Origin of the sequence: Micromonospora sp. DT227, assembly GCF_049841835.1 — a bacterium.
Taxonomy (GTDB): Bacteria; Actinomycetota; Actinomycetes; order Mycobacteriales; family Micromonosporaceae; genus Micromonospora.
In genome coordinates this window covers 492549-517678 of the sequence record NZ_JBNCLA010000003.1, presented here as the reverse complement: position 1 = coordinate 517678, position 25130 = coordinate 492549, and the positions used below count along the sequence as shown (strand labels likewise).

At 75.2% G+C, this 25130-nt stretch carries 26 protein-coding genes; 14 read left to right on the top strand and 12 right to left on the bottom strand.

Translation table 11 applies throughout. From position 1 onward, the window contains the following. The first annotated feature begins 105 nt into the window (after nt 1–105). Nucleotides 106–1011, top strand: a complete 906-nt coding sequence (locus ACLQ2W_RS14585; RefSeq protein ID WP_405094257.1) for a TerC family protein — start codon at nt 106–108, stop codon at nt 1009–1011. Between the two features lie 88 nt (nt 1012–1099). On the opposite strand, the gene ACLQ2W_RS14580 is transcribed toward ACLQ2W_RS14585, so the two are convergent. Then, nucleotides 1100–1225 carry a hypothetical protein gene (locus ACLQ2W_RS14580; protein ID WP_425786863.1) on the bottom strand — a complete coding sequence of 42 codons (126 nt, stop codon included), beginning with the start codon at nt 1223–1225 and terminating at the stop codon, nt 1100–1102. Between the two features lie 35 nt (nt 1226–1260). Then, on the bottom strand, nt 1261–1809 hold the full coding sequence (locus tag ACLQ2W_RS14575) for a hypothetical protein (protein WP_425786862.1): 549 nt from the start codon (nt 1807–1809) through the stop codon (nt 1261–1263). 219 nt (nt 1810–2028) lie between these two features. On the opposite strand from ACLQ2W_RS14575, the gene ACLQ2W_RS14570 reads away from it, so the two are divergent. From ACLQ2W_RS14570 to ACLQ2W_RS14560, 3 genes are read left to right on the top strand one after another with little or no spacing between them, the layout of a single operon-like run. Beyond that, nucleotides 2029–4035 carry a putative bifunctional diguanylate cyclase/phosphodiesterase gene (locus ACLQ2W_RS14570; RefSeq protein WP_425786861.1) on the top strand — a complete coding sequence of 669 codons (2007 nt, stop codon included), beginning with the start codon at nt 2029–2031 and terminating at the stop codon, nt 4033–4035. Between the two features lie 34 nt (nt 4036–4069). Further along, complete coding sequence (locus ACLQ2W_RS14565; protein WP_425786860.1) at nt 4070–4777, top strand: VOC family protein; 708 nt, start codon at nt 4070–4072, stop codon at nt 4775–4777. Nucleotides 4778–4821: 44 nt separating this feature from the next. Next, complete coding sequence (locus ACLQ2W_RS14560; RefSeq protein ID WP_425786859.1) at nt 4822–5475, top strand: nitroreductase family protein; 654 nt, start codon at nt 4822–4824, stop codon at nt 5473–5475. Between the two features lie 58 nt (nt 5476–5533). Here ACLQ2W_RS14560 and ACLQ2W_RS14555 read toward each other — a convergent pair whose 3' ends face one another. Beyond that, nucleotides 5534–5983, bottom strand: a complete 450-nt coding sequence (locus ACLQ2W_RS14555; RefSeq protein WP_425786858.1) for an SRPBCC family protein — start codon at nt 5981–5983, stop codon at nt 5534–5536. Continuing rightward, nucleotides 5980–7029: a saccharopine dehydrogenase family protein gene (locus tag ACLQ2W_RS14550; RefSeq protein WP_425786857.1), complete on the bottom strand. Its 1050-nt coding sequence runs from the start codon at nt 7027–7029 to the stop codon at nt 5980–5982. The genes ACLQ2W_RS14555 and ACLQ2W_RS14550 overlap by 4 nt, the downstream gene beginning before the upstream one ends. A gap of 95 nt (nt 7030–7124) precedes the next feature. On the opposite strand from ACLQ2W_RS14550, the gene ACLQ2W_RS14545 reads away from it, so the two are divergent. After that, complete coding sequence (locus ACLQ2W_RS14545; protein ID WP_425786856.1) at nt 7125–8021, top strand: LysR family transcriptional regulator; 897 nt, start codon at nt 7125–7127, stop codon at nt 8019–8021. Nucleotides 8022–8026: 5 nt separating this feature from the next. Here the strand turns inward: ACLQ2W_RS14545 and ACLQ2W_RS14540 are convergent, their stop codons facing one another. The 3 genes from ACLQ2W_RS14540 to ACLQ2W_RS14530 form a co-directional block, all read right to left on the bottom strand. Further along, complete coding sequence (locus ACLQ2W_RS14540; RefSeq protein ID WP_425786855.1) at nt 8027–8821, bottom strand: esterase/lipase family protein; 795 nt, start codon at nt 8819–8821, stop codon at nt 8027–8029. Further along, nucleotides 8818–10014, bottom strand: a complete 1197-nt coding sequence (locus ACLQ2W_RS14535) for an SRPBCC family protein (RefSeq protein ID WP_425786854.1) — start codon at nt 10012–10014, stop codon at nt 8818–8820. The genes ACLQ2W_RS14540 and ACLQ2W_RS14535 overlap by 4 nt, the downstream gene beginning before the upstream one ends. 119 nt (nt 10015–10133) lie before the next feature. Then, entirely contained in the window at nt 10134–10727 is a 594-nt protein-coding gene (locus ACLQ2W_RS14530) for a TetR family transcriptional regulator (RefSeq protein ID WP_405089989.1), read from the bottom strand. Nucleotides 10728–10911: 184 nt separating this feature from the next. Between ACLQ2W_RS14530 and ACLQ2W_RS14525 the strand changes: the two genes are divergently transcribed. Next, nucleotides 10912–12408, top strand: a complete 1497-nt coding sequence (locus ACLQ2W_RS14525) for a hypothetical protein (protein ID WP_425786853.1) — start codon at nt 10912–10914, stop codon at nt 12406–12408. Nucleotides 12409–12455: 47 nt separating this feature from the next. On the opposite strand, the gene ACLQ2W_RS14520 is transcribed toward ACLQ2W_RS14525, so the two are convergent. Then, complete coding sequence (locus ACLQ2W_RS14520) at nt 12456–14573, bottom strand: cellulase family glycosylhydrolase (protein WP_425786852.1); 2118 nt, start codon at nt 14571–14573, stop codon at nt 12456–12458. Between the two features lie 453 nt (nt 14574–15026). Here ACLQ2W_RS14520 and ACLQ2W_RS14515 point away from each other — a divergent pair, with 453 nt between their 5' ends. After that, nucleotides 15027–16082, top strand: a complete 1056-nt coding sequence (locus ACLQ2W_RS14515; RefSeq protein WP_405089986.1) for a LacI family DNA-binding transcriptional regulator — start codon at nt 15027–15029, stop codon at nt 16080–16082. Between the two features lie 87 nt (nt 16083–16169). Here ACLQ2W_RS14515 and ACLQ2W_RS14510 read toward each other — a convergent pair whose 3' ends face one another. Next, nucleotides 16170–16838, bottom strand: a complete 669-nt coding sequence (locus tag ACLQ2W_RS14510) for a lysophospholipid acyltransferase family protein (protein WP_425786851.1) — start codon at nt 16836–16838, stop codon at nt 16170–16172. Between the two features lie 26 nt (nt 16839–16864). After that, entirely contained in the window at nt 16865–17467 is a 603-nt protein-coding gene (locus tag ACLQ2W_RS14505; RefSeq protein ID WP_405089984.1) for a TetR/AcrR family transcriptional regulator, read from the bottom strand. Between the two features lie 170 nt (nt 17468–17637). On the opposite strand from ACLQ2W_RS14505, the gene ACLQ2W_RS14500 reads away from it, so the two are divergent. From ACLQ2W_RS14500 to ACLQ2W_RS14490, 3 genes are read left to right on the top strand one after another with little or no spacing between them, the layout of a single operon-like run. After that, on the top strand, nt 17638–18921 hold the full coding sequence (locus ACLQ2W_RS14500) for a multidrug effflux MFS transporter (protein ID WP_425786850.1): 1284 nt from the start codon (nt 17638–17640) through the stop codon (nt 18919–18921). 54 nt (nt 18922–18975) lie between these two features. Beyond that, nucleotides 18976–19146 carry a hypothetical protein gene (locus ACLQ2W_RS14495; protein ID WP_199199507.1) on the top strand — a complete coding sequence of 57 codons (171 nt, stop codon included), beginning with the start codon at nt 18976–18978 and terminating at the stop codon, nt 19144–19146. Nucleotides 19147–19200: 54 nt separating this feature from the next. After that, nucleotides 19201–20142 (top strand): acyltransferase domain-containing protein, encoded by a 942-nt coding sequence (locus ACLQ2W_RS14490; protein ID WP_425786848.1) that lies wholly within the window; start codon nt 19201–19203, stop codon nt 20140–20142. Between the two features lie 37 nt (nt 20143–20179). Here ACLQ2W_RS14490 and ACLQ2W_RS14485 read toward each other — a convergent pair whose 3' ends face one another. Next, nucleotides 20180–20719, bottom strand: coding sequence for an adenylate kinase (locus tag ACLQ2W_RS14485; protein ID WP_405089980.1), 540 nt, complete (start codon nt 20717–20719; stop codon nt 20180–20182). Continuing rightward, nucleotides 20719–21060, bottom strand: coding sequence for a GlsB/YeaQ/YmgE family stress response membrane protein (locus tag ACLQ2W_RS14480; protein ID WP_233219464.1), 342 nt, complete (start codon nt 21058–21060; stop codon nt 20719–20721). The genes ACLQ2W_RS14485 and ACLQ2W_RS14480 overlap by 1 nt, the downstream gene beginning before the upstream one ends. A 213-nt stretch (nt 21061–21273) precedes the next feature. On the opposite strand from ACLQ2W_RS14480, the gene ACLQ2W_RS14475 reads away from it, so the two are divergent. The 4 genes from ACLQ2W_RS14475 to ACLQ2W_RS14460 all read left to right on the top strand — a co-directional run bounded on the left by ACLQ2W_RS14475 (nt 21274) and on the right by ACLQ2W_RS14460 (nt 24988). After that, nucleotides 21274–22068: an endonuclease/exonuclease/phosphatase family protein gene (locus ACLQ2W_RS14475; RefSeq protein ID WP_425786847.1), complete on the top strand. Its 795-nt coding sequence runs from the start codon at nt 21274–21276 to the stop codon at nt 22066–22068. A gap of 97 nt (nt 22069–22165) precedes the next feature. Beyond that, nucleotides 22166–23446 carry a cytochrome P450 gene (locus ACLQ2W_RS14470; protein ID WP_425786846.1) on the top strand — a complete coding sequence of 427 codons (1281 nt, stop codon included), beginning with the start codon at nt 22166–22168 and terminating at the stop codon, nt 23444–23446. A gap of 40 nt (nt 23447–23486) precedes the next feature. Beyond that, on the top strand, nt 23487–23747 hold the full coding sequence (locus tag ACLQ2W_RS14465; RefSeq protein WP_107155127.1) for an acyl carrier protein: 261 nt from the start codon (nt 23487–23489) through the stop codon (nt 23745–23747). Between the two features lie 2 nt (nt 23748–23749). Next, nucleotides 23750–24988 carry a beta-ketoacyl-[acyl-carrier-protein] synthase family protein gene (locus ACLQ2W_RS14460; RefSeq protein ID WP_425786845.1) on the top strand — a complete coding sequence of 413 codons (1239 nt, stop codon included), beginning with the start codon at nt 23750–23752 and terminating at the stop codon, nt 24986–24988. The last annotated feature ends 142 nt before the right edge of the window (nt 24989–25130 follow it).

Genomic DNA, 25130 nt, shown 5'->3' with positions numbered 1-25130 from the left:
ACCTTCGACCCGCTCGCCGGCGACCCGCCGGCCCGGTCGGAGGGAGCGCCCGCCGTGTCCGCACCCCTGTGGGCCTGGTTGGCCCTGAGCCTGGTGATCGCCGCGATGCTCGCGGTCGATCTGTTCCTGCACCGTGACAACCACGTCATCGGCTTCCGCGAGGCCGCGACCTGGTCGGCCGTCTGGATCGCCGCCGGGCTGGCGTTCGGCGTGGTGCTGTGGCTGTGGCAGGGCGACGAGGCCGCCGGCGCCTACTACGCCGGGTACCTGATCGAGAAGGCGCTGTCGGTGGACAACGTCTTCGTCTTCGCCCTGGTCTTCACCTACTTCGCCGTGCCGGCCGCGTTCCAGCACAAGGTGCTGTTCTGGGGCGTCATCGGCGCGCTGCTGTTCCGGCTGGTGTTCATCTTCGTCGGCGCCGAACTGCTCGAGACGTTCTTCTGGACCGCGTACGTGTTCGGCCTGTTCCTCGTCTGGACCGGCTGGAAGATGGCGTTCCGGCACGACGCCGAGATGAACCCCGACCGCAACCTCGTCGTCCGTCTCGTCCGCCGGGTCGTCCCCACCGACGCCCGCTACCACGGCGACCGGTTCTTCGCCCGGGTCGACGGCCGGCGCGTCGCGACGCTGCTGTTCGTCGTCCTCATCGCGGTCGAGGCCACCGACCTGATCTTCGCGATCGACTCCGTCGCCGCGATCCTGGCGATCACCACCAGCACGTTCATCGTCTGGACCGCGAACGCCTTCGCGGTGCTCGGCCTGCGCAGCCTCTACTTCTGCCTCGCCGGCCTGCTGCGCCGGTTCGTGCACCTGCACTACGGCCTGGCGTTCCTGCTCGCGTTCGCCGGGGTGAAGCTGATCCTCTCCGAGACCCCGGTCGGCAAGCTGCCCATCCCGCTGACCCTCGGCGTCATCGTCGGCACGCTCGCCGTCTCGATCGGCTGGAGCCTCGTGGCCACCCGTGGCCGGCAGCCGGCCGGCGACGGACCGCGCACTCCCGCTGCCCGCTGAAAACCCGCGGCGGCGCCCGCCACGACGCGGGCGCCGCCCGTGCCGGGCGGATTCCGGGGTGACCGTGGACCGCCCGGCCCGCGGTGGATCAGACGCAGTCGGCGGTGATCTGGTAGTCGGCCAGGATCACGCCGTACCCGCCGCCGCTCTGCCAGTTGCCGTCGCGGTGGGTGACGCCACAGGTCTTGCCGAACTGCTGCTCGTAGGCGTGCATGCTCGCCTCGGCGCCTGCCGGCCCGGCCGCGCCGGTCAGACGCCGTCGGGGCCCTGTCGGCGCAGGTCGTCGACCGTCGTCATGGCCTGCCGTAGCTGGGTCAGCCAGTCGTCGGTGTGCCGACCGACGAGCCGGACGCACCAGGCCAGCGCCTCCGAGCGGGACCGGGCGACGCCGGCGTCCACCAGGGTGTCGAGGATCTGCCGCTCGGGTTGGCGGAGCCGGGTCATCACCGGCGCGGCGAGGTGCGAGAACAACTGCTCGGTCGCTCCGCAGCGCACCCCCCAGCTCACCTTGCGCTGGTAGCGGTGCTCGACCTGGCGGGCGACCCGGATGCGGTCGTCGCGGGTGTCCTCCCGGAACCGGAGGATCCGCCCGGCCTGGGCGGCGGTGCGGTCGGCGTCGGTGACGTCGGCGGCGAGCTGGGGTTCGGGCAGGCGGCCCCAGATGGTGATCTCGTCGCGGTCGATCACGACCTGCGGTGGCTCGGAGAACCATCCGTCCGGGGTCACGCCGGTGATCCAGCCGGTGGCGTCGGCGGCGGATTCCGATCGGGCGTGGGGCGAGGTGTGGCGAGGGGACATGACGACTCCTTTGCTCGTGATTACATGATTACACGATTACGGAGTTACGCGGCCACGCGTTCCGCTCACCGCGAACACCGCCGACGCGGGACACCGGAGGGGGTGCTCGCCGGGCGGACCGGCCGGGTGCGTCGATAGACTCCGCGTCGCGGCAAGATGACCTTCCGTCGCTCGTCGCGTGCCGGGCTCCCGGTCGGTGCAGAAAGTGGGTGATCCCGAGTGAGCGCTCTGTCGGTGATCGCAGCCGACACCATCACCACGGCCCTGGTGGTCCTCGCCTCCGACGGCCGGCCACTGTGGCGCAACCTGGCCGGTCACCGGCTGGGACCGGGCCTGGACGAGCTGCCGCTGGCCGGCCTGGCACCCGGCGAGAGCATGACCGACCTCCCCGTCCCCGCCGCCGACGGCACCCTGCGGTGGTTTCAGATGCGGTGCCACGGCATGGAGCACGCGGGCCAGCGGCTACGGCTGGTCGAGGTGCGTGACGTCAGCGCCGAACGCGAGGAGCGCGAGCGGGGACGCAACTACCGGTGGCGGCTGGCGCACATCGAACAGCTCGCCAAGGTCGGCACCTGGGAGTGGGACGTGCGGGGCAACGCGGTCGTCTGGAGCGACGTGCTGCTGCAGATGTTCGGCCTGCCGCCCGGCACCACCCTCGACTACGGGTCGTACCGCCGGATGCTGCACCCCGACGACGTGGCGATGATCGAGAGCACGCTCGACACGGCGCTGCGCACCGGCGAACCCTTCTCGTACACGCACCGGATGTTCCTCGCCGACGGCGTGACGATGCGGGTGTTCGAGTGCTATGGCGAGGTCTTCACCGACGATGCCGGCGCGCCGACGCGGGTGCTCGGCACCGCCCACGACATCACCGACATACGCCGGGTCCAGGACGAGCTGACCCGCCTCGCCGAGCGCGACCCGTTGACCGACCTGCCGAACCGGCGTGCCCTGCTGGCCCGCATCGACGAGCTGCTCGCCGACGACCAGGGCACCGGCGCGTTGCTGCTCGTCGACATCGACAACTTCAAGGACATCAACGACGTGCACGGGCACGCGGTGGGCGACGAGGTCCTGCGCGCGCTGGCCCGGCTGCTGGCGTACGAGCTGCCGCCCGGCACCGTGCTGGGCCGGCTCGGCGGGGACGAGTTCGCCGTCGTCCTGCCCGGGGCGGACGCGGCGGGCGCCGTGGTGTTCGCCGAGGCGATGTGCGACGCCGTGGTGCGTGCCCCGGTGCCGACCGCCGGCGCCGGGCTGCGGGTCACCCTCAGCATCGGCGCCGCCGCCCGGCAGCCCGGCGACACCCGCGACACCCTCCTGGCGCACGCCGACCTGGCCCTCTACGAGGCGAAGGACGCCGGCCGCAACCGGGCCCGGCTCTACCTGCCCGAGCAGTACCGGCACGCCGTGCGCCGGGTCAGCGTGACGACCCGGGTGCGCCGGGCGCTCGACGAGAACCGGATGAGTCTGGACGCGCAGCCGATCGTCGACCTGTCGACCGGCCGGGTGATCAGCCACGAGCTGCTCATCCGACTACGCGACGGGGTGCAGCCGGCCCTGTCGCCCGCGCAGTTCCTGCCCACCGTGGAACGTGACGACCTCATCGGTGACCTCGACCGCTGGGTGGTGGCCACGGCGACGGCGGCACTGGCCGCGCCCGGTCCCACCCGGGCCCGCCTGCGGCTGGACATCAACATCTCCGCCCGCTCGCTGGAGTCACCGGGGTTCGGCGACTGGGTGGTGCGGACCCTGCGTGCCGCCGGCATCGAGGCCGACCGGCTGGGACTGGAGGTCACCGAGACCGCGGCGATCACCAACGTGGCCGCGGTCCGACACCTCGCCGACGCGCTCCGCGACGCGGGCTGCCGGCTGAGCCTCGACGACTTCGGCGCCGGCTTCGGATCGTTCGCCTATCTCAAGCACCTGCCCTTCGACACCGTGAAGATCGCCGGCGACTTCGTCCGGCAGGCGGACCGCGGCGGCGCGGACCCGGTCCTCATCGACGCCGTCGTCCGCGCCGCGCACGGCCTGGGCATGCGGACCGTCGCCGAGTCGGTCGAGCACGCGCCCCTGGTTCCGGCGCTGCGCTCGCTCGGCGTCGACGCCGGGCAGGGCTTCCATCTGGGCCGTCCCGCGCCCCTGGACGAGCTGTTGCGTCGGACCGCCCACGCCTGGCAGGACACCGTCGTCGTGCCGACCGTCGTCCGGCCGCCCGAGCCCTGACCGACCGACCGACCGACCGCACCCGGAGGACCCCGTGACCCCACCCCTCGCCCCGGCGTCGCCCATCGGCGCCGAACTCGTCACCGACGACCTCGATGCGGCGCGTGACTTCTACGGTGACCTGTTCGGCTGGACGTTCACCACCACCGCGCACGGCGGCACCGCGTACGCCGGTGGGGTGGTCGCCGCCGAGCTGCGCCGCGGCGACGGCGTGGCCCGGTGGTGGACGGTCTTCGGCGCGGCCGATCCGGCCGGCGTCCGGGCGGCCGCCGAGCGGGCCGGAGCCCGGGTCACCGGCGACGAGGTGCGCGATCCGCTCGGCGCGGCCTTCCGCCTGCGGGCCGGCGCGCCGACGGCGGCCTCCGGGGTGGGCCAGCCCTGTTGGTACGAGTACATGACCGGGGACCCGGGGCCGGCCGACCGGTTCCTCGCCGACGCGCTGGGCCTGCGGGCTTCGGTGCCGCCGGGCGCGCCGGACGACTCCTACGCCCTGCTCGCCGGCCCGGCCGGCCCGGTTGCCGGCCGGCTGCGGATGCCGCCGCCGTTGCGGAACCTGCTTCCGACCGGCTGGATGGTCTACGTGGCGGTGACCGATCCGGACGACACCGCCGCGCGGGCCGTCCGGTCGGGTGGCCGGGTGCTGGTGCCGGCGAGCGACGTCATGACCGGCCGGGTGTGCGCCCTCGCCGATCCGGCGGGTGCGGTGCTCACCGTGATCCGGCCGGTGGCCACCGGCGGCTGACACCCGTCGGGACGACCGGCCCGCCGGCGTGCCACGCTGGCGGGATGCCGACGTTGCCACTGACCCCCGACGACCTGCTCACCACCACCCGAACCGTGCGTAAGCGGCTGGACCTGACCCGTCCGGTGCCGATGGACCTCGTCCGGGAGTGCCTGGAGATCGCCCTTCAGGCGCCCTCGGGTTCCAACCGGCAGGGCTGGCACTGGGTGGTCGTCACCGACCCGGCCGTGCGGGCCGCGATCGGCGGGTTCTACCGCCGCGCGGTCGAGAGCTACCTGGCGTCGGAGGGGTCGGCGGCGCGGTTGTTCGTCGACGAGCCCGAGCGCGCCGCGGTGCAGCGGCGGGTGGGGGAGAGCGTGGCGTGGCTCGGCGACCGGATGGGCCAGGTGCCGGTGCTGCTCATCCCGTGCCTGCGGCTCTCCGGCGGCGGCGAGTTGCCGGCCGGCAACCAGGCCGGGCTGTGGGGGTCGCTGCTGCCGGCCGCGTGGAGCTACATGCTGGCGGCGCGGGCTCGCGGACTCGGCACCGCCTGGACCACGCTGCACCTGGCGTACGAGGCGGAGGTGGCCGAGCTGCTGGGCCTCCCGGCCGAGGTCCGGCAGGCCGCCCTGATCCCCACCGCCTACTACACCGGCGACACGTTCCGGCCGGCGAAGCGCCAGCCACTCGACGAGGTGCTGCACGTCGACCGCTGGTGAGACCTGCTTCCGCGACCACCGGCCGGTGGTCGCCGTAGCGCCCACCGCCGCGTCGGTGTCAGTCCGCGATGCCGTCCAGCCAGCGCTGGTGCCAGCGCAGCAGGGACCGGGTCAGCACCGGAGCGGCCAGGTGCGGCAGCAGCCCGGTCTGCGTCTCCTCGGTGACCACCCGGGTCCCGCCCGGCACCGGGGTGAGAACCCAGCGGTGGTGCCCGGACGAGCCGACCGCCCGGCCGGTCCAGCCCAGCAGCCGGTACGGCTCCCAGCGGTCGACCACGCACCGGACGCGGACCCGCAACGTCGTCCAGCGGAACTCGACGCCGGGGCCGAGGAGCGGCGCGCCGGTCAGCACGACGCGTCGGGCGTTCGGGTACCACGACGGCCAGGCGGTGGCGTCGACGAGCCGCGCCCACACCGCCTGCGGGGGCAGCGGCACGAACGCCTCGTTGCGGGTGTGCACGGGGCAGCGCGCCGGTTCCCGGCCGGGCGGCCATCCGGGGGCGGTCACCGCAGGTCCCGCAGCGACGTGCCGGGCGTGGTCAGCGCGATCCGCGGGCCGTGCACCTCGGCCGGGGTGCGGTAGCCCGGCGGCGCGTCCCCCGCCGCGGTGCGGGCCAGCAGCTCGACCGCGGTGTGGGCGCTGTACCGGTAGGCGTCCGGGCCGGTCAGCACCGCCTCGGCCACCGTGCCCGCGTCGTCTCGGACCAGCCCGTGCACCAGCGTGCGACCGGCGTCGAGCTGCGCCGGCGTGGGGCCGTCCGGCAGCCGGGCCAGCAGCGCGGCCCGGACACGTCGCGCGGCCGGGGAGGTGACCAGCCACGGCGCGGCCGGGGCGGCGCGCAGCGCCAGGCGGATCGGCGCGGGCGCGGCGAAGAACGTCGCGACGTCCGCGACGCCGGTGGACCGCGCGGCGGAGACGACGTCCGCGCGCCAGGGGTTGGTGACCACCCGGGTACGCGTCGCGCCGTCGCCGATCCACCGGTGCTCGGCGGCGGCACGCGCCGGCACCAGCCGCCCGTCGCGTCGTTGCACCCCGGCGTCCGCCATGCCCCCGGTCAGCGTGTCGAGCGTGCCGCGCGACACCCGGCCGACGGTGGCGAACGACAGCTCCAGCCGGCGGGCGGTCGGCAGCCGCCGGGCGAGGTGCACGGCCACCGCGTCGGTCGGCACCACACCGAAGCCGACGCCGGGCATCGCCATCACCCCGGCGGCGGTCAGTTCGGCGTCCCGCCGCCACACGGTCAGGAACTCCGCCGCCTCCCCGGACAGGTCGAGGTAGGGCGTTCCGGTCCGGACACAGGCGTCGAGCAACGGCTGCTGGGTCCGGGCGAACGGACCGGCCGCGTTCAGCAGCACCGCGGCGTCGGCGAGCAGCCGGTCCAGCGCGCGCGGCTGATCCAACGCGGCGGTACGGACCGGGGCGTCGAGACCCAGTGCCGCGAGCCGGTTCGCGTCCCGGCCGGCCAGCACCGGGCGGAGCCCGCGGTCGACGGCGAGGCGGGCGACGAGCCGGCCGACGTAACCGGTGGCCCCGTAGATGATGAGGGAAGACACGCCCCGACCATGACCCGCCGGGGCCGCCGGTGTCCAAGAGACGCCGGCGCGGTGTCGAGAGGTTTCTCCTATCCGACCTGGCTAGGGTGGGGCCGGTGGACCTGGAGCGGGTACGGGCCTTCGTCGCCGCGACGGAGTGGATGAACTTCACCGCCGCCGCCGAGGAACTGGGTCTGGCGCAGCCGTCGCTGTCGGCGCGGATCCGGGCGCTGGAGACCGACCTCGGCGTCGAGCTGTTCTCCCGGCGCAGACGGCAGGTCGCGCTCACCGCGGCGGGCCGGGCGTTCCTGCCGCACGCGCGCGCCCTGCTCGACCTCGCCGCCGAGGCACGCCGCGACGCGCGCCGGGCCGCGGACGCGGCGCCGGGCCGCCGGCTGCTCGTCACCACGCTGGCCGCCAGCGTCGACGAGTTGAAGGCGGAAACCGTCCTCGGGCTGCGGCGTGACCTGCCGGGCTGGCAGGTCACGCTCACCGGCGTGCCGTTCCGGGAGCACGTCTGGCGGCTGCGGGACGGCACCGCCGAGGCCGGCTACCTGTGGCCGCCGTACACGCCGGACGCCGTTCGCGACCTCCACCTGGAGCCGGTCGGCGCGTTCCGGCGGCTGCTGGCCGTGCCGGCGCGGCACCACCTGGCCGGACGGCCGGAGGTGACCGTGGCCGACCTCGCCGGGGAGCCGCAGGTGCCGCTGCCGGACGACGTCGACGCCGCCTTCGTCGCCGGGTGGCGGCTCACCCCGGACGCGCCGGTCGGCGCCGGGGAGCCGGTGACCGACGTCGCCGGGGTGCTGCGCGCGGTGGCCGGCGGCGTCGGCTGCTGTCCGGTGCCGTCCCTGCTGGCCCGCACCGCGGCCACGCCGGGTGTGGCGTACGTCCCGGTGCGCGGGGCGCCGCCCGCGACGCTGGCGTTGGCCTGGCGGGTGGACGCGCACCCCGAGATCGACCACGCGCTCCGGGCCGCCGCACGCCGGGCCCGTGGCGGGGCGGCGGGCTGACCGGGCTACCCGAGCCGGGACCGGCCGGGGGCGTCGCTGCTGGTCAGCGCGTCGGCGATCGCCGCCCACACGCCCGGGTGGGCGACCATCCCGCCGTGCGAACTGTCCACCGTCACGCAACGGGCCGCCGGGTCCTGGGAGGCGTGCCAGGACACGATGCCGTCACTGCGGCTGGCGATCGAGGTGAACGGCAGGCCCGGCGGCGCGGCGGCCAGCACGTCGTCGTGGACCTCGCGGCAGCAGTCGCCGAACGGGCAGTTGCGTACCCAGTCCCGGCGGCCGAGCCGGGTCATGGTGGCCATCCACATGGTCAGCAGTCGCACCGCCAGGTGGATCCCGAACGGGTCGGTCAGCGGCGAGCCGAGCGTGACCAGGGCGCGTACCCGCCGGGGGTGGCGGACGGCGAGGGCCTTCGCGAACATCCCGCCCCGGCTGTGGCCGACGAGGGTGACCGGCCGCCCGGTCTCGGTGTGCAGGCGGACCAGGGCCGCCTCGACGACGGCCAGGTCCCGGCTGGAGCAGCGGCGGCCGTCGGTGAGCCCGGTCGGTCGGGCGTCCCACCCGCCCTCGCGCAGCCAGTCCCGCAGCAACGCCACCCGGTCGTCGCCGGCGGCGAAGCCGGGCACGACCAGCACCGGCGCCCCCGGCTCGGGCGGCGTCGGCGGCGCGGGACGCGCGGCCCGCAGGGCGGCCAGCTCAGCGCCGGCCCGCCGTTCCCGCCAGATCGGCGGCGTCACGCTGCGCGGCAGCCCGAGGTAGTGCAGCGGCGTCCGGAACGGCTGCCAGGCGCCCTCGCTCACCGGGTGCTCCCCTCCGCCGTCGGCCGGGTCGCGCCGTCCGCCCCGTCGTCCTCCCGGCGCAGCGCCGCGTCCAGCCGTTCCAGTGTGGTCACCATGCCGGCGCGCAGGTGGGCGGCGCGGTCCGTGACGCCGACCAGGCGCTGGACGGCGCGGACCGCCGCCATCTGGGGCGTCGCCCGGGTCATCGACTCGGTGACCCGGGTGCCGCCGTCGACCGGCTCCAGCTCGTAACGCCAGGTGGACGACGACGGCCAGGCGGTGGTGAACCCGAAGACCCGGCCGGGCACCGCCTCCGTCACGGTCGCCGTCATGCGCCAACGGTAGAACGGACCGATCCGGTTGCTGCCGGTGAACCGCCGGCCCGGTTCGCGCCACCGGGCGGCGTACGTCTCCGGGCTCCACTCGCCCATCCGGGTGATGTCGCTGACCAGCGCGTAGACCCGGTCCGGGGCGGCCGCGACGGTGCGGCTGACGTGGACCGAGAGCGCGGGCCGAGCCTCCCGGTCGGCGATCACGCGGCGGGCGAGCCGCGCGGACGACGCGGGGTTCTGCCCGGTGTAGAGGTTGCGGTCCACGGTGACGAACGGCCGCAGCGGCACGCGACCACGGACGTAGCGGGCGCCACGGGCCACCAGCTCGTCCTCCAGCAGCCAGCGGGCCTTGCGGGCGAACCGGTTGAGCAGCTCCTCCCGGTTCGACAGGCCGGTCATCGTGTAGCCGGCGAACGGCCACGTCCCGTCCTCGCCGGTCGCCGCCAGCGTGGCGGCGGGGGCGTGGCAGAGCAGGGCCAGCGGCGTGCCGGCGCGCAGGGCCCGGGTCAGCAGCGCGCCGGAGACCGGGTCGACGGCGAGGTCCTCCATCGGGCCGTGCCCGCCCGGGTAGAAGACCGCGTCGTAGTCGGTCGGGTCCACCTCGGACAGCCTCTGCGGGTGGGCGAACTCCCGCGTGTGGGCGGCGAGATAGCGGCGGTGCCGGCGCGCGCGCCGGGGACCGGTCGCGGGCAGCCGCAGGCTGAGCGGATCGACCGTCGGGGGCACGCCGTCGGGGGTCGCCACGGTGACCCGCCAGCCGGCGGCGGAGAAGAGCCGGTGCGGCTCGACGACCTCCTCGGCCCAGACGCCGGTGGGGTGCCGCGTGCCGTCCCGCAGCGTCCAGTGGTCGGCCGCGGACAGGACCATCAGCACCGCGCGCATCGCTCCGCCTCCCTAAAATCAAACCAGTTGGTTCGGTTCAGGTATAGCACCGGTCGCGGGAAAATCAAACCGTCTGGTTCGATTCGCCTCGCGCGGGTCGACGCCCCGCGCGGACGCCGTCAGCCCGGCGGACGGACCAGCCGCTGCGCGGCGCGGCGGACCTGGGCCCGGGCGTCGTCGTCCGAGCCGGGCTGCGGCCCGAGCGCCCGGTGCAGCTCGACCGGGGCGGTGAGCCAGGACGTGGCCACCGCGATCAACGCGGCCAGCAGGTGGTGCGGCGGCCACTCCGGATCGACAAGTCCCGCCCGCTGCGCGTCCCGGATCACCGCGATCTTGTGCCGGTAGCCCGTCACGCGCTTCTCCGACACCTGCTCGGCCCGCCCGCGTTCGTGCAGCCACGCCCACGCCGCGATGCGTTGCAGGTCGGGCCGGGCGGCGAACGTGTCGTGCAGCCGGACCGTGTAGTCCACCAGGTCGGGCGTGATCGGCACCACCCGGGACAACTCCTCGAGCCCGACCTCCATCACGGTGTCGAACAGGGCGTCCTTGTCGCCGAACCAGGCGTAGATCCGTTCCTTGCTGGCCCGGGCCCGCTCCGCGATCCGGTTGATCCGCGCGCCGTCGACGCCGTGCCGGGCGAACTCCGCCATCGCCGCGTCGAGCACCCGCCGCCGGGTCTCCAGGCCCCGCGCCTGCGTCGCTGGAGAGGTCATCCGGCCACGTTAGCGCAGATGGTCGCGCCCCTCGGGCGGGCCGGGCCGGGGCGTCGGGGGACGCCCCGGCCGCACCCCGAGCGGCGCTGCGGCCCGGCCACCCGGTCCGTGCCGCCGGGGTTGCTAGTCTGCGCGTCGCCGCGGGAGCGCCCGGGGCGGCGTCGCGGCCGAGGGAGGAGCCACCGTGCCCACGATCCCCCGGGGCCGCCGATGGACGGCGGCCGGAGCCGGCCTGCTGCTTCTCCTGTCCGGCTGTGCCCCGGACCCGGCACCACGGGCCGGCGCGCCCACCACCGCGCCGACCACCACCGCGCCGACCGCCGGGGCGCCCGGCCGCCCGGCCGCAGGCGCCACCGGCGCGCCGGGTGGTGGCCGGGCCGGGCTGGGCCCCGCGCCGCTCGACTGCCCGCCACCCGGCCGGGCGCCGCGGTCGGCGAGCCGGCTCGACCCGACCGCCGGCTCCTACCTGGGACGGGCCGGCGGCGTGGCGACGGCGGTCGACGTGAGCCCGACCTGCCAGATCGTCGTCGGCGGCCGGTTCGCCGGCCTGCCGGGCGAGCAGGCGACCACGATCGGTCGGGGCGGCGCCGGCGCGGTGCTGCTCCTGGACGGCACCGGCCGGCGGCTGCTGCGTACCGTCCGGGTGGCCAGCGCGGTCGAGGACCTGGAGGTGCGCCGCACCGGCGGGGAGATCGCCGTGGCCACCGACCGGGGCGTGCTGCTGCTCGACGCGGCGGCCGGGCGGGCGCGTTGGCAGCGCGGCGGGGCCGCCAGCCGGGTCGCGGTCGGATCCGCCGGCACGGTCGCGGCGGTCACCGGCGCCACCGTCACGGTGTACGACCTGACCGGCGCCACGCTGGCCCGGATCGCCCCGAGCGGTCGCACGGTCAGCGACGTGGCGGTGGACGACCGCAGCGGCCTGGTCTTCGTCAGCGGGTTCCGGCAGACCTCCGGCGGGCGGTGCGTGCCGGTGCAGATCGCCTACGTGCACGCCTACGACCGGCGGGGACGACTGCGCTGGCGGGCGTACGACCATCCGGCGGACCGGCTGGGCGACCTGTGCGCGGACAGCCGGGCCGACCGCGTCGCGATGGGCCGCGACGGCCGGCTCTACCTGGCCGGGGAGACCGCCGGCGGGAACAGCGTGTTCGCCCGCTCGGCCGCCGACGTGGGACGGCCCGCCCCGAACGTGGTCACCGACGACTTCAGCCGGGCGACAAACACCGGCAACGCGCACCACACCTACCTGGCCCGGTTCGACCCCGCCTCGGGACGCCAGCTCGCCGGGCAGGCGGTGATCAGCCGCATCGACAGCAAGGGGAACCGGGGCAACACCATCACGCCGCTCGCGATCGGCGCCGACGAGTCCGGCCGGATCTACGCCGGCGGGGTGTCGGCGTACCAGATCGCCGACCGGTCCCGGGTGACGCTCGGCGGCCGGCGGCTGGCCCCGTACGCCGGTGGGGACGCCTGGGTGCTGGTGCTCGCCCCGGACCTGCGGCGGCGGCTGAGCTGGGTGGTGCTCACCGACGGCGGCGCCGGGACCGTGCGGGGGGTGGCCGCGGCCGGCGGTGTCGCGGCGGCGGTGGCGCAGGTCGACAAGGCCGGGTTCTGGCGTGGTCCGGGGCCGTCCCTCGGCACCGGCGGCGGCTACCTCGCCGCCTGGCCCGGCCTCGGCTGACCGCCCCGCCGCCGGTGCCGCGGCGTCCACCGCGGCACCGGGGCCGGTCAGGGGGCGCCGGTTACCGCGGTGCCGGCCCTGGTGATCCGGTACGTGGTTTTCGCGCCGCTCCAGAAGTGGAAGGTGAGCGTGACGGTGCCGTCGTTCACCTCGGCGAAGAACTCCGGCTTCAGGATGATGGTGTCGGCGGTGTAGTCGGGTTGGAAGTGTCCCCAGAACTCCTTGAACGGCGTCCAGTTGGCCGGGCCGGCGGGGCTGCCGTCGGCGTAGGTGGCCTCCATGGTGGCGAGCTGGTCACCGTGGAACCGGGTGGGAATGGTGAACGAGCTGGTCGTGCCGGTGGCGGCTGCCTGGGTGGGCGGGTCGGAGCTGATGATGTCGATCTTCCAGGGCACACCCTGGGAGAAGCGGGCCTCGACGGTGGCGTCGACGCCGTAGGCCCGGTTGCCGACCAGGCGGGTCAGCGCCGCCGGGGTGAGCGTGACGCTGGTGCCGGTGACGGTGTAGTCGGCGCCGGCGGCCAGCGGGGTGTCGCCCTGCCAGAGACCGCGGAACGACAGGCCGTTGAGGTTGAGGGTGAACGCCCGGCCGGTGATCGCGCCGGTGTGCGGCACGTACACCTGGTCGCTGGACGCGGTGCCGGAGCGGCTGGTCCAGCTCGTCCTGATCATGTCGGCGACGCGCTGGTCGCGCCAGCGCAACGTGGTGCGGTCGAGGAACTGACCGGCGTCCCACAGCATCGTGGTGAGGTTGCGGGTGCGGGCGTGGTAGCCGACCGCCTCGAGGTACTTCAGGAACTCGCCCCGTTCGATGATGCCGGGCCGGGTGTGGTCCCAGGCGAGCAGCGCCCACTCGCCGATGACGACCGGGATGCCACGGGCGACGAACGTGTCCCGCAGCCGGTCGAACGTGCCGACCAGGTCCTGCTCCACGCTCGTGTCGTACCGGGTGCCGCCGGCGATGTTCACGCTGAACGGCCACCACCCGTAGAAGTGCACGGTGGCGGCGAGGTTGGGGTCGTGCAGTGCGGCGATGCCGGCGGACAACGCGTCCAGCCGCGCCTGCTCGCCACTGGTGTGCAGCGTGGGCAGGACCAGCAGCCGGGTGGCGTTGGCCCCGCCGGTCGCGCGTACCAGGCGGACGAACTCGGCGTTGAGGTCCCGGGTCGCGGTGTCACCCTGCTCGTCGGTGGTGTCGGCGAACTGGGGCTCGTTGATGCTCTCGAAGACCAGCCTCGGTGAGTGGTCGCGGAACGTGGTGGCGAGCTGCGTCCACAGTGCCCGGTACCGGCTCGTGACGCCGGCCCGGTCGGTGGGGTAGGTGTTGAGCCACTGCCAGGAGTCGTGATGGAGGTTGATCATCACGTAGAGATCCTCGGCGAGCGCCCAGTCGACGATCTGGCGTACCCGGCCCAGCCAGGCCGCGTCGATGGTGTAGTCGGGCGCCGGGCCGTGGTGGTTGCTCCACGTGATCGGGAGCCGGACGCTGCGGTAGCCCTGCGAGCGCACGTGACGCAGGAGCGCCTGGGTGGTGAGCGGGTTGCCCCAGGCGGTCTCGTCGGGGATGGCGTCGAGCGTGTTGCCGAGGTTCCAGCCGGGTTGCATCGCGGCCACCGTGGCCATCGGGTTCCCGGCCGGGGGAGGGGTGGTCGGTGGCGTCGACGGTGACGCCGTGGCGGTCGGCGACGGGCTCGTCGACGGAGTGGTCGACGGGCCGCCGGTCGGGGACGGCGTGCCGCCGGCGTCCCCGGCGCAGGTGACGCCGTTGAGCGTGAAGCCGGTCGGCGCGGTGTTGGCGCCCGACCACGAACCGTTGAAGCCGAACGACACGGTGCCGTTGGTCGGCACGCTCGCGTTCCAGGCGGCGTTCGTCGCGGTGACCTGGCCGCCGGTCGCGGTGACCGTGGCGTTCCACGCCTGGGTGACCCGCTGCCCGGACGGGAACGTCCAGGCCAGCCGCCAGCCGTTGACCGGTGCGCCGAGGTTTGTCACGTCGACCGCGGCGGTGAACCCGCCCGACCACTGCGAGGGCACCGCGTACGCCACGCGGCAGCCGCCGGCCGCCTGGGCGCCCACGGCCGTCATTGTCGACGCCACCAGCAGGGCCGCCACGGCAGCGGCGAGCGGACCGCCCCGGAGGCGGGTTCTTCGGGTGCGCAGGATCATCGTGTTCTCCCTTGCCGTTGTCCGCCCGTACGCGGCCGGTGGCCAACGGTTCCGGACGGGTGGGGGCGCGCGCCCGGCGTCGCCGGGTGGCCGCACGGCCACCCGGCGACCCGTCGCGCGCTGGAGTGCTTCTCGCGGACGCCGCCCGGTGCCTCCGCCGATCGCCGCGTCGCGGCAGCAACTTCCCGGCTCCCTGGAAAGTTTCGGGTCGAACGCTACGCGTTTCTTCGATGGTGGTCAATGAGACGGCGGGCTCGGCGGCGATCTTCGACGCCGTGCGACGTCAGCGGTGCGATACGGTGCGGAAAAAGCGCGAGATCCACCGGAAAGTTTCGGGCCACCCGCTACGCACCGGCGGCGCTCGGCGGCACCGACGGGCATGGACGGACGGCTATCCTGGGGCCGGGCAGCGGTGGTCACCCGGAGGGCGGGTCGGCCGGGGGAGGAGCCAGCTTGTCGCAGACCGAGCCGGACGGGTCGGCCATCGGGCCGGACGACGCCGCAGAGGCTCCGGGCCGGCCGGTCACGATCTCCTACATCGCGGAGACCGCCGGGGTGTCGGTCCCGACCGTGTCGAAAGTCATCAACGGCCGGACCGGCGTGGCCTCGGACACCCGGGCCCGGGTCGAGGCGCTGATCAGCCGGTACGGCTACCGCCGGCCCACCTCGTCCACCCGCAGCAACCTGGTGGAACTGGTCTTCGACCAGCTGGAACACATGTGGGGCGTCGAGGTCGTCCGCGGCGTCGAGCAGGTGGCCCGGGCGCACCGGGTGGGCGTGGTGCTGACCGAGTTCGGGCCGGAGCGCGGCGGCGTCCGCTACTGGATCGACGACACGCTCGCCCGTCGTCCGGACTGCGTCGTCTCCGTCGCGCAGCTGTCCGGCGAGCAACGCGACCAGTTGCGGGCGCGCGGCATCCCGTTCGTGGTCTTCGATCCCACGAGCGAGCTGCCCGACGATGTGCCCTTCGTCGGGGCGACCAACTGGGCGGGCGGTCGCTCCGCCACCGGGCACCTGCTCCGGCTGGGGCATCGCCGGATCGCGATGATCAGCGGTCGGGACCGCATCCTCTGCTGCCGGGCGCGGCTCGACGGCTACCGCGCGATGATGGAAGCCGCCCACCTGCCGGTCGACGCGGACCTGGTGGCCCGCGCCGACCTGACCGTGGACGGCGGGCGGGCCGCCGCGCTGCGGCTGCTCGGCCGGCCGGACCGCCCGACCGCGATCTTCGCCGGCAACGACCTCCAGGCGGTCGGCGTCTACCGGGCCGCGCGGGAACGCGGGCTGCGGATCCCGGCCGACCTGAGCGTGGTCGGCTTCGACGACCTGCCGATCGCCGAACTGCTGGATCCCCCGCTGACCACCGTGCGTCAGCCGCTCGCCGAGATGGCCGTCGCCGCGACCGAGCTGGCGCTCGCGCTCGGGCGAGGCGAACCGACCCAGCGGACCGGTCTGGAGCTGGCGACCAGCCTCACGGTCCGGGACAGCACCGCCCCGCCGGCCGGCTGAGGCGGGCATCTCCGCCTCGGGCCCGGAGCCGGTGGCGGGGACCGATCCGACCGGGTGAGCGCGGTCGGCGCGCCGGTCAGGTGTTCGCTATCCCTCGGACGGCAGGTCGAGGTAGCAGCCGGCGGGTTCCTGACCGGACAACGCCTGGACGGCCGTCATGATCTCGTCGGTGACGGCCCGTCGGGCCCGCCCGCCGCTCCCGGTGACCGGCGGGGTGAAGTGCAGGGGCGCGCCGAACCGTACGGTCACCCGCCCGGGCCGGGGCAGTCGGGCGCCGACCGGTTGGATGCGGTCGGTGCCGAGGACGGCGACGGGGACCACCGGGGCGCCGGAGGCCAGCGCGAGCCACGCGACGCCGGTGCGGCCACGGTAGAGCCGCCCGTCGCGGGAGCGGCTGCCCTCGGGGTGGATGCCGAAGGCCCGCCCGGCGGCGAGCACGTCGAGCGCCACCCGCAGCGAGTCCTGGGCCGACCGGTGGCCGCCCCGCTCCACGGGGATGGCGTCGATGCCGGTGAGGCAGGTGCGGGTGAGCCACCCCCGCGGGCCGGGCCGCCGGAAGTACTCGGCCTTGGCCAGGAAGCTGACCGGTCGCGGCGCCACCAGCGGGATCACCACGCTGTCGATGAAGGACAGGTGGTTGGCGGCCAGGATCACCGGCCCGTGCCGCGGCACATTGTCCCGGCCCTCGACGACCGGCCGGAAGGCCATCCTGCCGAGCGGGGCGAGCACCAGCCGGGTGCCGGTCTGCAGCAGCACGTGTTCCCTCCGCGGGTGGGTCCCGGTCACCGTGGGACGCCGGGCGTGGGCCGGCCGAGGTGGGCCGCCACGGCGGCGCGCAGCAGCGGTTCGACGTCGTCGCTGCGCACCATGGTCTGGAGGCTGCCCCACTGCCGCAGCTCGGCGATGCCGTGCAGGTTGGCCCAGAGCGCGCCGGCGACGACCGGCGGCGCGGGGGCGTCGGCCGCTTCGGGCCGGGCTCGGGCGACCAGGTCGACCAGGACGCCGAAGAGTTCCTCGCTGGCGTCCCGCAGGCCGATGCCGTTGCCGCGCAGCAGGTCGTGCCGGAACATGAGTTCGAACATGCCGTGGTTGGTGCGCGCGAACCGCAGGTAGAGCCGGCCCAGTGCGAGCACCTGGTCGTACGGATCCGGTCCGGTGCCGCCGATCGCGGCGGTGACCTCGGCGCCGAGCTGCTGGTAACCCTCCCGGGCGATGGCCGCCAGCAGGGCGAGGTGGGTCGGGAAGTGGCGGCGCGGCGCGCCGTGGGAGACGCCGGCCCGCCGGGCGATCTCGCGCAGCGTGAGGGCCGCGGTGCCCTCCTGGGCGAGCAGGTCGACGCCGGCCCGCACCAGGCGGGCCCGGAGCGTGCTGTCGGGCGGCGGCATGGACACTGTCTACCAGCCTCCGTAGACAGTGTCTACCAACCGTGCCGGTAGTGACCCGCGTTACCTCTCGGCCAGCCGGGAATCAGGTCGGGGCCACCGCATTTGAACCGAGGTGTGACTACCGCACCGAACCTCGCCCGGCCGTGCTCTGACCGGGCGGAGGCTTCCCGATGACCGATGTCCGTCCCGACAAGCTGTCGACGCCCGGCGCCCGGACGCCCGGTGAGCTGATGAGCCGCGGACAGCGGCTGCGGCTCGTGCTGGTCCTCGGTTCGCTGATCGCGGTGGGACCCCTGACAATCGACATGTACCTGCCGGCGCTGCCCGCGATCGTCGACGACTTCGCGACCACCTCGGCGGCGGTCCAGCTGACGCTCACCGGCACCCTGGCCGGGCTCGCCCTCGGCCAGCTCCTGATCGGCCCGCTGTCGGACGCCGTCGGGCGGCGACGCCCGCTGATCGCCGGACTCGTCCTGCACGTCGTCGCGTCGTCGCTCTGCGTGGTCGCGCCCAACGTCGCGGTGCTCGGCGCGCTGCGGGTGGTGCAGGGTCTCGGGGTCGCCGCCACCGCGGTGGTCGCGATGGCCGTGGTCCGGGACCTGTTCAGCGGCGCGGCGTTCGCCACCCTGCTGTCCCGGCTGCTGCTGGTGATGGGGGCGGCGCCGATCCTCGCCCCGACCCTCGGCGGCGGGGTGCTGCGCTGGACGGACTGGACCGGCGTCTTCGTCGTGCTGGCCGCCTTCGGCGTACTGCTGGTCGTGGTCGCCGCGCTCGGCCTGCCGGAGACGCTGCCGCCCGCGCGACGCCGGCGCGGCGGCGTCGTCGCGATCGCGGCGCTGTACGGGTCGCTGCTGCGCGACCGTGTCTTCGTGGGCCTGGTCCTGGTGGCCGGCCTCGCCATGGCCGCGCTGTTCGCGTACGTGGCCGGTTCGTCGTTCGTGCTGCAACAGGGGTACGGACTCGACGAGCAGCAGTTCGGGCTGGCGTTCGGCGCGGGCGCGGTGGGCCTGATCGGGGCGACCCAGTACAACGTCCGGCTGCTGCGCCGCTTCCCGCCGCAGCGGATCCTGGTCGCCTCGCTGGCCGCCGGGACGCTGGCCGGCCTGGCTCTGGTGGTCTTCGCCGCGACCGACGTCGGCGGGCTGCCCGCGTTGCTGGTGTCGTTGTGGCTCGTGCTGGCGGCGGCGGGCCTGGCGATGCCGAACGCGCCGGCGCTGGCGCTGTCCCGGCACGGCGAGGCGGCCGGCACCGCGTCCGCGTTGCTGGGCGCCGTGCAGTTCGGGGTGGGTGCGGTGGCCGCGCCGCTGGTGGGCGTGCTGGGCACCGGCGCGCTGGCGATGGCCCTGGTGGTGGCCGGTGGCATGGTGGCGGCGCTGGCGGTGCTGCTGGTCGTGGTCCGGCCGGCCCGGCTCGCCGACCTGGAGCCCGCGCCGGCGGTCGTGGCGGTGCACTGACCGGACCCGATGCCGTCCCGGGCGGTCGGGGCGATCTCGTCGGATACTGGGCCGATGACGAATCCCGACCTCGACCCCGCGCTGTACCCACCGATCGATCCACGCGAGGACGTGCCGGACGACCCGGGGGAGCTGCTGCCGGACACGCCGGACGTCCTGCCGGAGGCGCCGACCGAGCCGATGCCCGACGACGGGGAGCCCGGCGGCGTGCCGGAGCCGGCCTGACCGGCCCCGGGCGCGGCCTGTCGCGGCGACCGGGCCGTCGGTAGGGTCGTCCGCGTGGATCTGGACGACACCGCCGTCCGGCTCGGAGTGCCGGTCGAGGACCTCGCGCGCGTGCACCGGCTCGCCGGTGACCGGCCGTCGGCGCCGCTGCCGGCCCGGGCCGACGCGCCGGCGATCCTCGACCGGCTCGGGGTCCGCCCGGACGACGCCGCCGAGGTCGTGGCGGGTTGGCCCGACCCGGGCTCCCCACTGTGGACCCCGGAGCTGCGCTGGCTGCTCGACCGCTCGATCGCCCTGGTCCGCGCCGATCTCGGGGGCCACGACTGGCTGCCGCCCGGCCCGGCCCTGCCCCGCGAGCGGGGCCCGGCCTGGCGGCACCTCTACGTGTACGCGTACCTGGCCCTGGTCGACGTGGTCACCGCGTACCACCGCGACCACGGCATCGACGACGCGGTGACCCGGGCGACCCTCGCCGACCTGGGCCGCAACCTGGCGATCGACAGGCGGATGGCCGGCGAGGGCTGGCCGGTCATGCAGAGCTGGCTGACGCTGCACACCCGTGGCGGGCTCTACGAGCTGGGTCGGCTCCAGCACCAGCGCGGCGACACCATCGGCCTGCACATCCCCGAGGCGGGGCCGCTGAGCCCGGCCGCCGTGGACGCGTCGCTCGACCGGGCCCGGGCGTTCTTTCCGCGCCACTTCCCCGACGAGCGCCACACGGAGTTCTCCTGCGGCTCCTGGCTGCTCGACCCCCAGCTACGGGAATACCTGCCGGAGGACTCCAACATCGTCCGGTTCCAGCGCCGGTTCGCGCTGGAGCCCTACCAGGAGCCGGACGGCATCGACGCCGACGTCGAGGTGCTGCGGTTCGTGTTCCGCACCCTGAGCACGCCGCTCGACCGGCTGGAGCGCCGCACGGCGCTCCAGCGCGCGGCCGTCGACCACCTGGCCGCCGGGCGCCACTGGCAGTGGCGCGTCGGTCGTTTCCCGTTCTGACCGACACCGGAGGCGATGCCGCCGTCGTGCCGGCCGGTCAGCGGGGCAACGACGACGGCAGCTCGGCCAACCAGCGGTCCAGGGCCGCCGGACTGCGGAACAGCAGCACCGGCGGGCCGGCCGGGTCCGCCCGCCAGGCGCGCATCCGCCGCCGGGCCCGACCGAACGCGGACACGTGCCACACCAGGATCGAGTCCCGGGACAGCACGCTGCGCAGCGACTCACGGTTGCCGTTGCAGATCTCCTCGCCGCTGACCAGCCGGCCGGCGGTGCGCCGCAGCAACCGCCAGAAGGAGAGCGCCCGCGGATAGTCCAGGCCCACCACCAGGTCGGCACGGGCCAGCACCACGTCCCGCCACCCGTGGTAGGCCCCGTCCAGGATCCACCGGTCGCCCCGGCAGACCGCCTCGATCCGGCGGCGCTGCTCGGCGACCGGCACCTCGACCCAGCCGGGCTGCCACAGCAGGTCGTCGACCGGGCACCAGGGCAGCCCGAGTCGCTCGGCCAACCGCGCCGCCACTGTGGACTTGCCGGCGCCGTACACGCCGTAGACCAGGATCCGGGCCGGCGCCGGCATCAGCTCCGGGCCTTGCCGCGGGCGCTCCGCCGGCGGTGTTCCTCGTCGCCGCCGGCGAGCCGGGTGAAGGTGAGCGCGTTCGCCGCCGCGACACCGACCACCGCGAAGCCGACCTGGAGCGCGAGCACGATCCAGTCCCACCGCAGGATCCAGAGCCGCACCGGCGCGTCGTCGGCGATGTCGACCCAGCGGGCGACCACGGTGCCGAGCACCGCCGCGCCGACGCCGATGACGAACGTGGCGAAGACGCCGATCCGCTGCCGGCCCGGCAGCACCAGCCGCCCGAGCAGCCCGATGAGGGCGCCGATGAGCACCGCGCCCAGATAACCACCCACGAGCATTGCCGTCACTCCTCCCACCGGTTCCGGCATTCATGCCCGCCCACCGCACCACCGGAAACCCCGCGCACGTCGAGCCGGCCGGCGGCGGTGGTGCCGGGACGCCGGCACGTAGGATCACGCACACCCCGCCGAGACCGCCACCCCGCCGGAGTTCCGCTGCCCGAGTCGCCCGCACCCCGCGTCGCCCGGCCGCTGCGCCGGGCGTTGGCCGTCGTGTTCCTGCTCGTCGTGGCCGGGCTGCCCGCCGGCTCGTCCAGCGCCGGTGGCAGCGGGCCGGGCACCGTCCGGGTGCTCCAGATGAACCTCTGCAACAGCGGCCGGGCCGGCTGCTACACCGGCGGCTCCGTGCGGCGGGCCGCCGAGGTGATCGCCGCCGAGCGGCCCGACGTGGTCACCCTCAACGAGATCTGCCGGGACGACGTGGACACGCTGGCCCGCGCGCTCGCGGCGGTCCGGCCGGGCGGCCGGGTCGTCCCCGCGTTCCAGGCCGCCGGCGACCGCCCCAGCCGCGCCGCGACCCGCTGCGTCAACGGCCAGGCGTACGGGATCGGCCTGGTGGCCCGCCTCGCCGGCCCGGGGGCCCGAGCCGGCGCGCACCGCGGCACCTATCCGGCGCAGGACCTCGCGGACCCGGAGGAGCGGGTCTGGCTCTGCCTGCACGCCGCCGCCGTGTTGCACGCCTGCACCACGCACCTGGCGAACACCGACGGCGCCGTCGCGCTGGCCCAGTGCGCGCAACTGCTCGACACCGTGGTGCCGGCGATCCGCCGCGACGCCGGATACGCCCCGACCGTGCTCGGCGGCGACCTGAACCTGCGCGCGGGCGGCGCGCCCGACGTGCGGTCGTGCGTACCGCCGGGCTACCGCCGCGTCGACGACGGCGCCCGGCAGCAGATCATGGCGACGACCGACGTCACCATCTGCTGCCGCCGGGCGGTGGACATGCGCGGCACGACGGACCATCCGGCGCTGGTGGCCACCCTGACCGTCGACCGGCCCCGGCGCTGACGGGTCGGCACCGCCGGCGACCGGACGGTCCGGCGCCGTGGACAGCCCGGGGGCGGCCCGTCTAAGGTCGGGCGCACCGGTGTCCCGAGGAGCGGCCATGGGTGTCTCCATCTCCCTCGACGATCTGCTCGGCGAGGAGGTGAGACGCGACCCGTACCCGTTCTACGCGAGGCTGCACGGGATGGGGGAGGCGGTCGCCTTCCGGCCCGGCGAACCGCACGCCCTGGTCGTCCACGGCTACCAGGCGGTCCACCGGGTGCTGCGGGACCCGGTCTTCCGGGTGCTCGGCGCGGAGTTCCTGGACCGGGCCGGCACCCGCTGGCGCCAGCACCCGGTGACCCGGATCCTCCAGACGTCGATGCTCAACGCCGCGCCCGGTGACCACCTCCGGGTCCGGCGCCTGTTCGGCCAGGCGTTGACCCCACGCCGGGTCGCCGCCCTGGAGCCGGCGATCACGCGGATCGCCGACCGCCTGCTCGACCGGCTCGCCGCGGCCGGCGCGGACGGCCGACCGGTCGACTTCATGGACGGGTTCGCGCTCACCCTGCCCAGCGACGTCGTCGGCGAGCTGCTGGGCGTGCCGGAGCGGGACCGGGCCTGGTTCCCGTCCCGGGTGCGCACGTTCGACGCGGTGCTGGAGATCGGCCGGCGATCGATGCGGGAGGTGCGGGCCGCCAACGTCGCGGCGACGGAGCTGACCGCGTACTTCACCGAACTGCTGGCCGCGCGCCGGGACCGGCCGCGCGGGGACCTCGTGTCGGCGCTCGTGCGGATCCGGGACCGCGACCCCGACCAACTCTCCGCCGACGAGCTGCTGGCCAACCTGATCATCATGTACAATGCCGGGTTCCGGACCACCGCGAACCTGCTCGGCAACGGCCTGGTCCTGCTCGTGGCGCGGCCGGACGCGCGGGCCGCGCTGCGCGCCGACCCGTCGCTCGCCCCGGCGTACGTCGAGGAGATCCTCCGGTACGAGCCGCCGGTGCACTTCGCGCTCCGGTACGCGGCGGCGGACACCGAGGTCGCCGGGCTGCCGGTGCCGGCCGGTCGGACCGTGGTGGTGCTGACCGGCGCCGCCAACCGGGACCCGCGCCGGTTTCCCGACCCGGACGTGTTCGATCCGTCCCGGGTGGACAACCGCCACCTGGCGTTCAGCGCCGGCCCGCACCACTGCTTCGGCGCGGCCCTCGCCCGCGCGGAGGGCCGACTGGTCCTGCCCCTTCTGCTGGACCGCTTCCCGGCGCTGGCGCTCGCCGCCGAGCCCGGCGAGCGGCGTCAGCTCATGCTGCGCGGGTACGACCACCTGCCGGTGCGTCTCACGTCGCCGGGGCCGGCGGTCCACCGGCCGATCGGGACCTTGCCAAACCATCCCGATTGAGTAAGGTCGATGCCACGCTGGGGAAAGGACACACCGGGCCATGACCGATGAGATCCGCGCGTTCCTGCTTGCCGCCCTGACCGAGATGAAGTACGACGTGGACGACGTCGACGACGACACCGTCTTCGGGCCGGCCGGTCTGGACGTGGACTCGCTCGGCCTCGCCGAGCTGGCGGTCCGGGTGGAGGACCGGTTCGGCGTGGCGTTCGACGACGACGAGGCCGAGATGCTCGCGATGATGACGCTCGGCGAGTTCTCCCGGACGGTGGCGCAGCGCATCCAGCCGGCCTCGGCGCACTGAACGTGCGGCCGGGCGCGACGATCACCGGCATCGGGCTGGTGAGCCCGGTCGGCTCGACCGCCGCCGAGGTGTTCGACGCGGTGTGCGACGGCCGGTCCGGGCTGTCCCGGCCGCCGGAGGGCCACCCGGTGCACGGCGTGGTCGACGTCGCGGCGATCGCCCCGCCGATCGACCCGGCCTCCGTGCTGCCCGGCCCGGAGTCCCGCGTCGTGGACCGGTCGATCGTCATGGCGCTGCGCGCCGCCGGGGACGCGTTGGCCGACGCCGGTCTGCGGGTCGGTCGGGACGTCGACCCGTACCGGGTGGCGGTCGTCGTCTCCGGCGTCGGAGGGTTGTCCACACTGGCCGACCAGGTGCTGCGGCGGGCCGAGCGGGGCCGCTTCGGCGTCAGCCCGTACATGCTGCCCGGCACGCTGCCGAACATGGCGGCGGCGCGGGTCGCGATCACGTTCGGCATCCGTGGCTACACCTCGTCGGTCGGCACCGCGTGCGCGGCCGGCGCCCAGTCGGTCGGGGAGGCGCTACGCATCCTGCGCGCCGGCGAGGCGGACGTGGTGCTGTGCGGGTGCGCCGAGGCGCCATTGTTCCCCACGTTCGCCGACGCGTTCGGCAACGCCCGGGCGCTGGCCCGGGGCTGGGCCGACCCGACCGCCGCGAGCCGGCCGTTCGACCGCCGCCGCAACGGCCTCGTGCTCGGCGAGGGCGCCGGCGTGCTGGTGCTGGAACGCGCCGAGCACGCCGCCGCGCGGGGCGTCCGCCGCCACGCCGACGTGCTCGGCTGGGGCGCCACGAACGACGCGTACCATCCGACCACGCCCCGGCCCGACGGCTCCGGCGCGGCACACTGCATGCGGATGGCCGTCCGCGACGCCGGCCTGGGCCTCGACGACATCGGGTACGTCAACGCGCACGGCACCAGCACGAAGGCCGGCGACGCCGCCGAACTGGCCGCGCTCCGCGACGTCTACGGCGCGCACCCGCCGCCGATGAGTTCGACCAAGGGCGTGACCGGGCACCTGCTCGGCGTCTCCGGCGTGCTCGAGGCGGCCGTCGGCGTCGAGGCGCTCCGGCGTGGCCTGCTGCCGCCCACCCACAACCTCGACGACCCGGACCCGGCCGGCGACGTCGACCACATCCGCAAGCAGCCCCGCCCGGTCGCGGTGGACGCCGTGCTGTCCAACTCGTTCGGCTTCGGCGGCCACAACGTCAGCCTCGTCCTGACCCACCCCACCACCCCCTGACCCCACCACGCACCCCACCCCCCACCCCTCCCCGCGCAGATTCACGGAAAGCGTGGCCATTCCGCTCGGGATAGCCACGCTTTCCGTGAAAGTGCGCGCCGGGGAAGGGGGAGGGGGAGGGGGAGGGGGAGGGCTTGGGTGG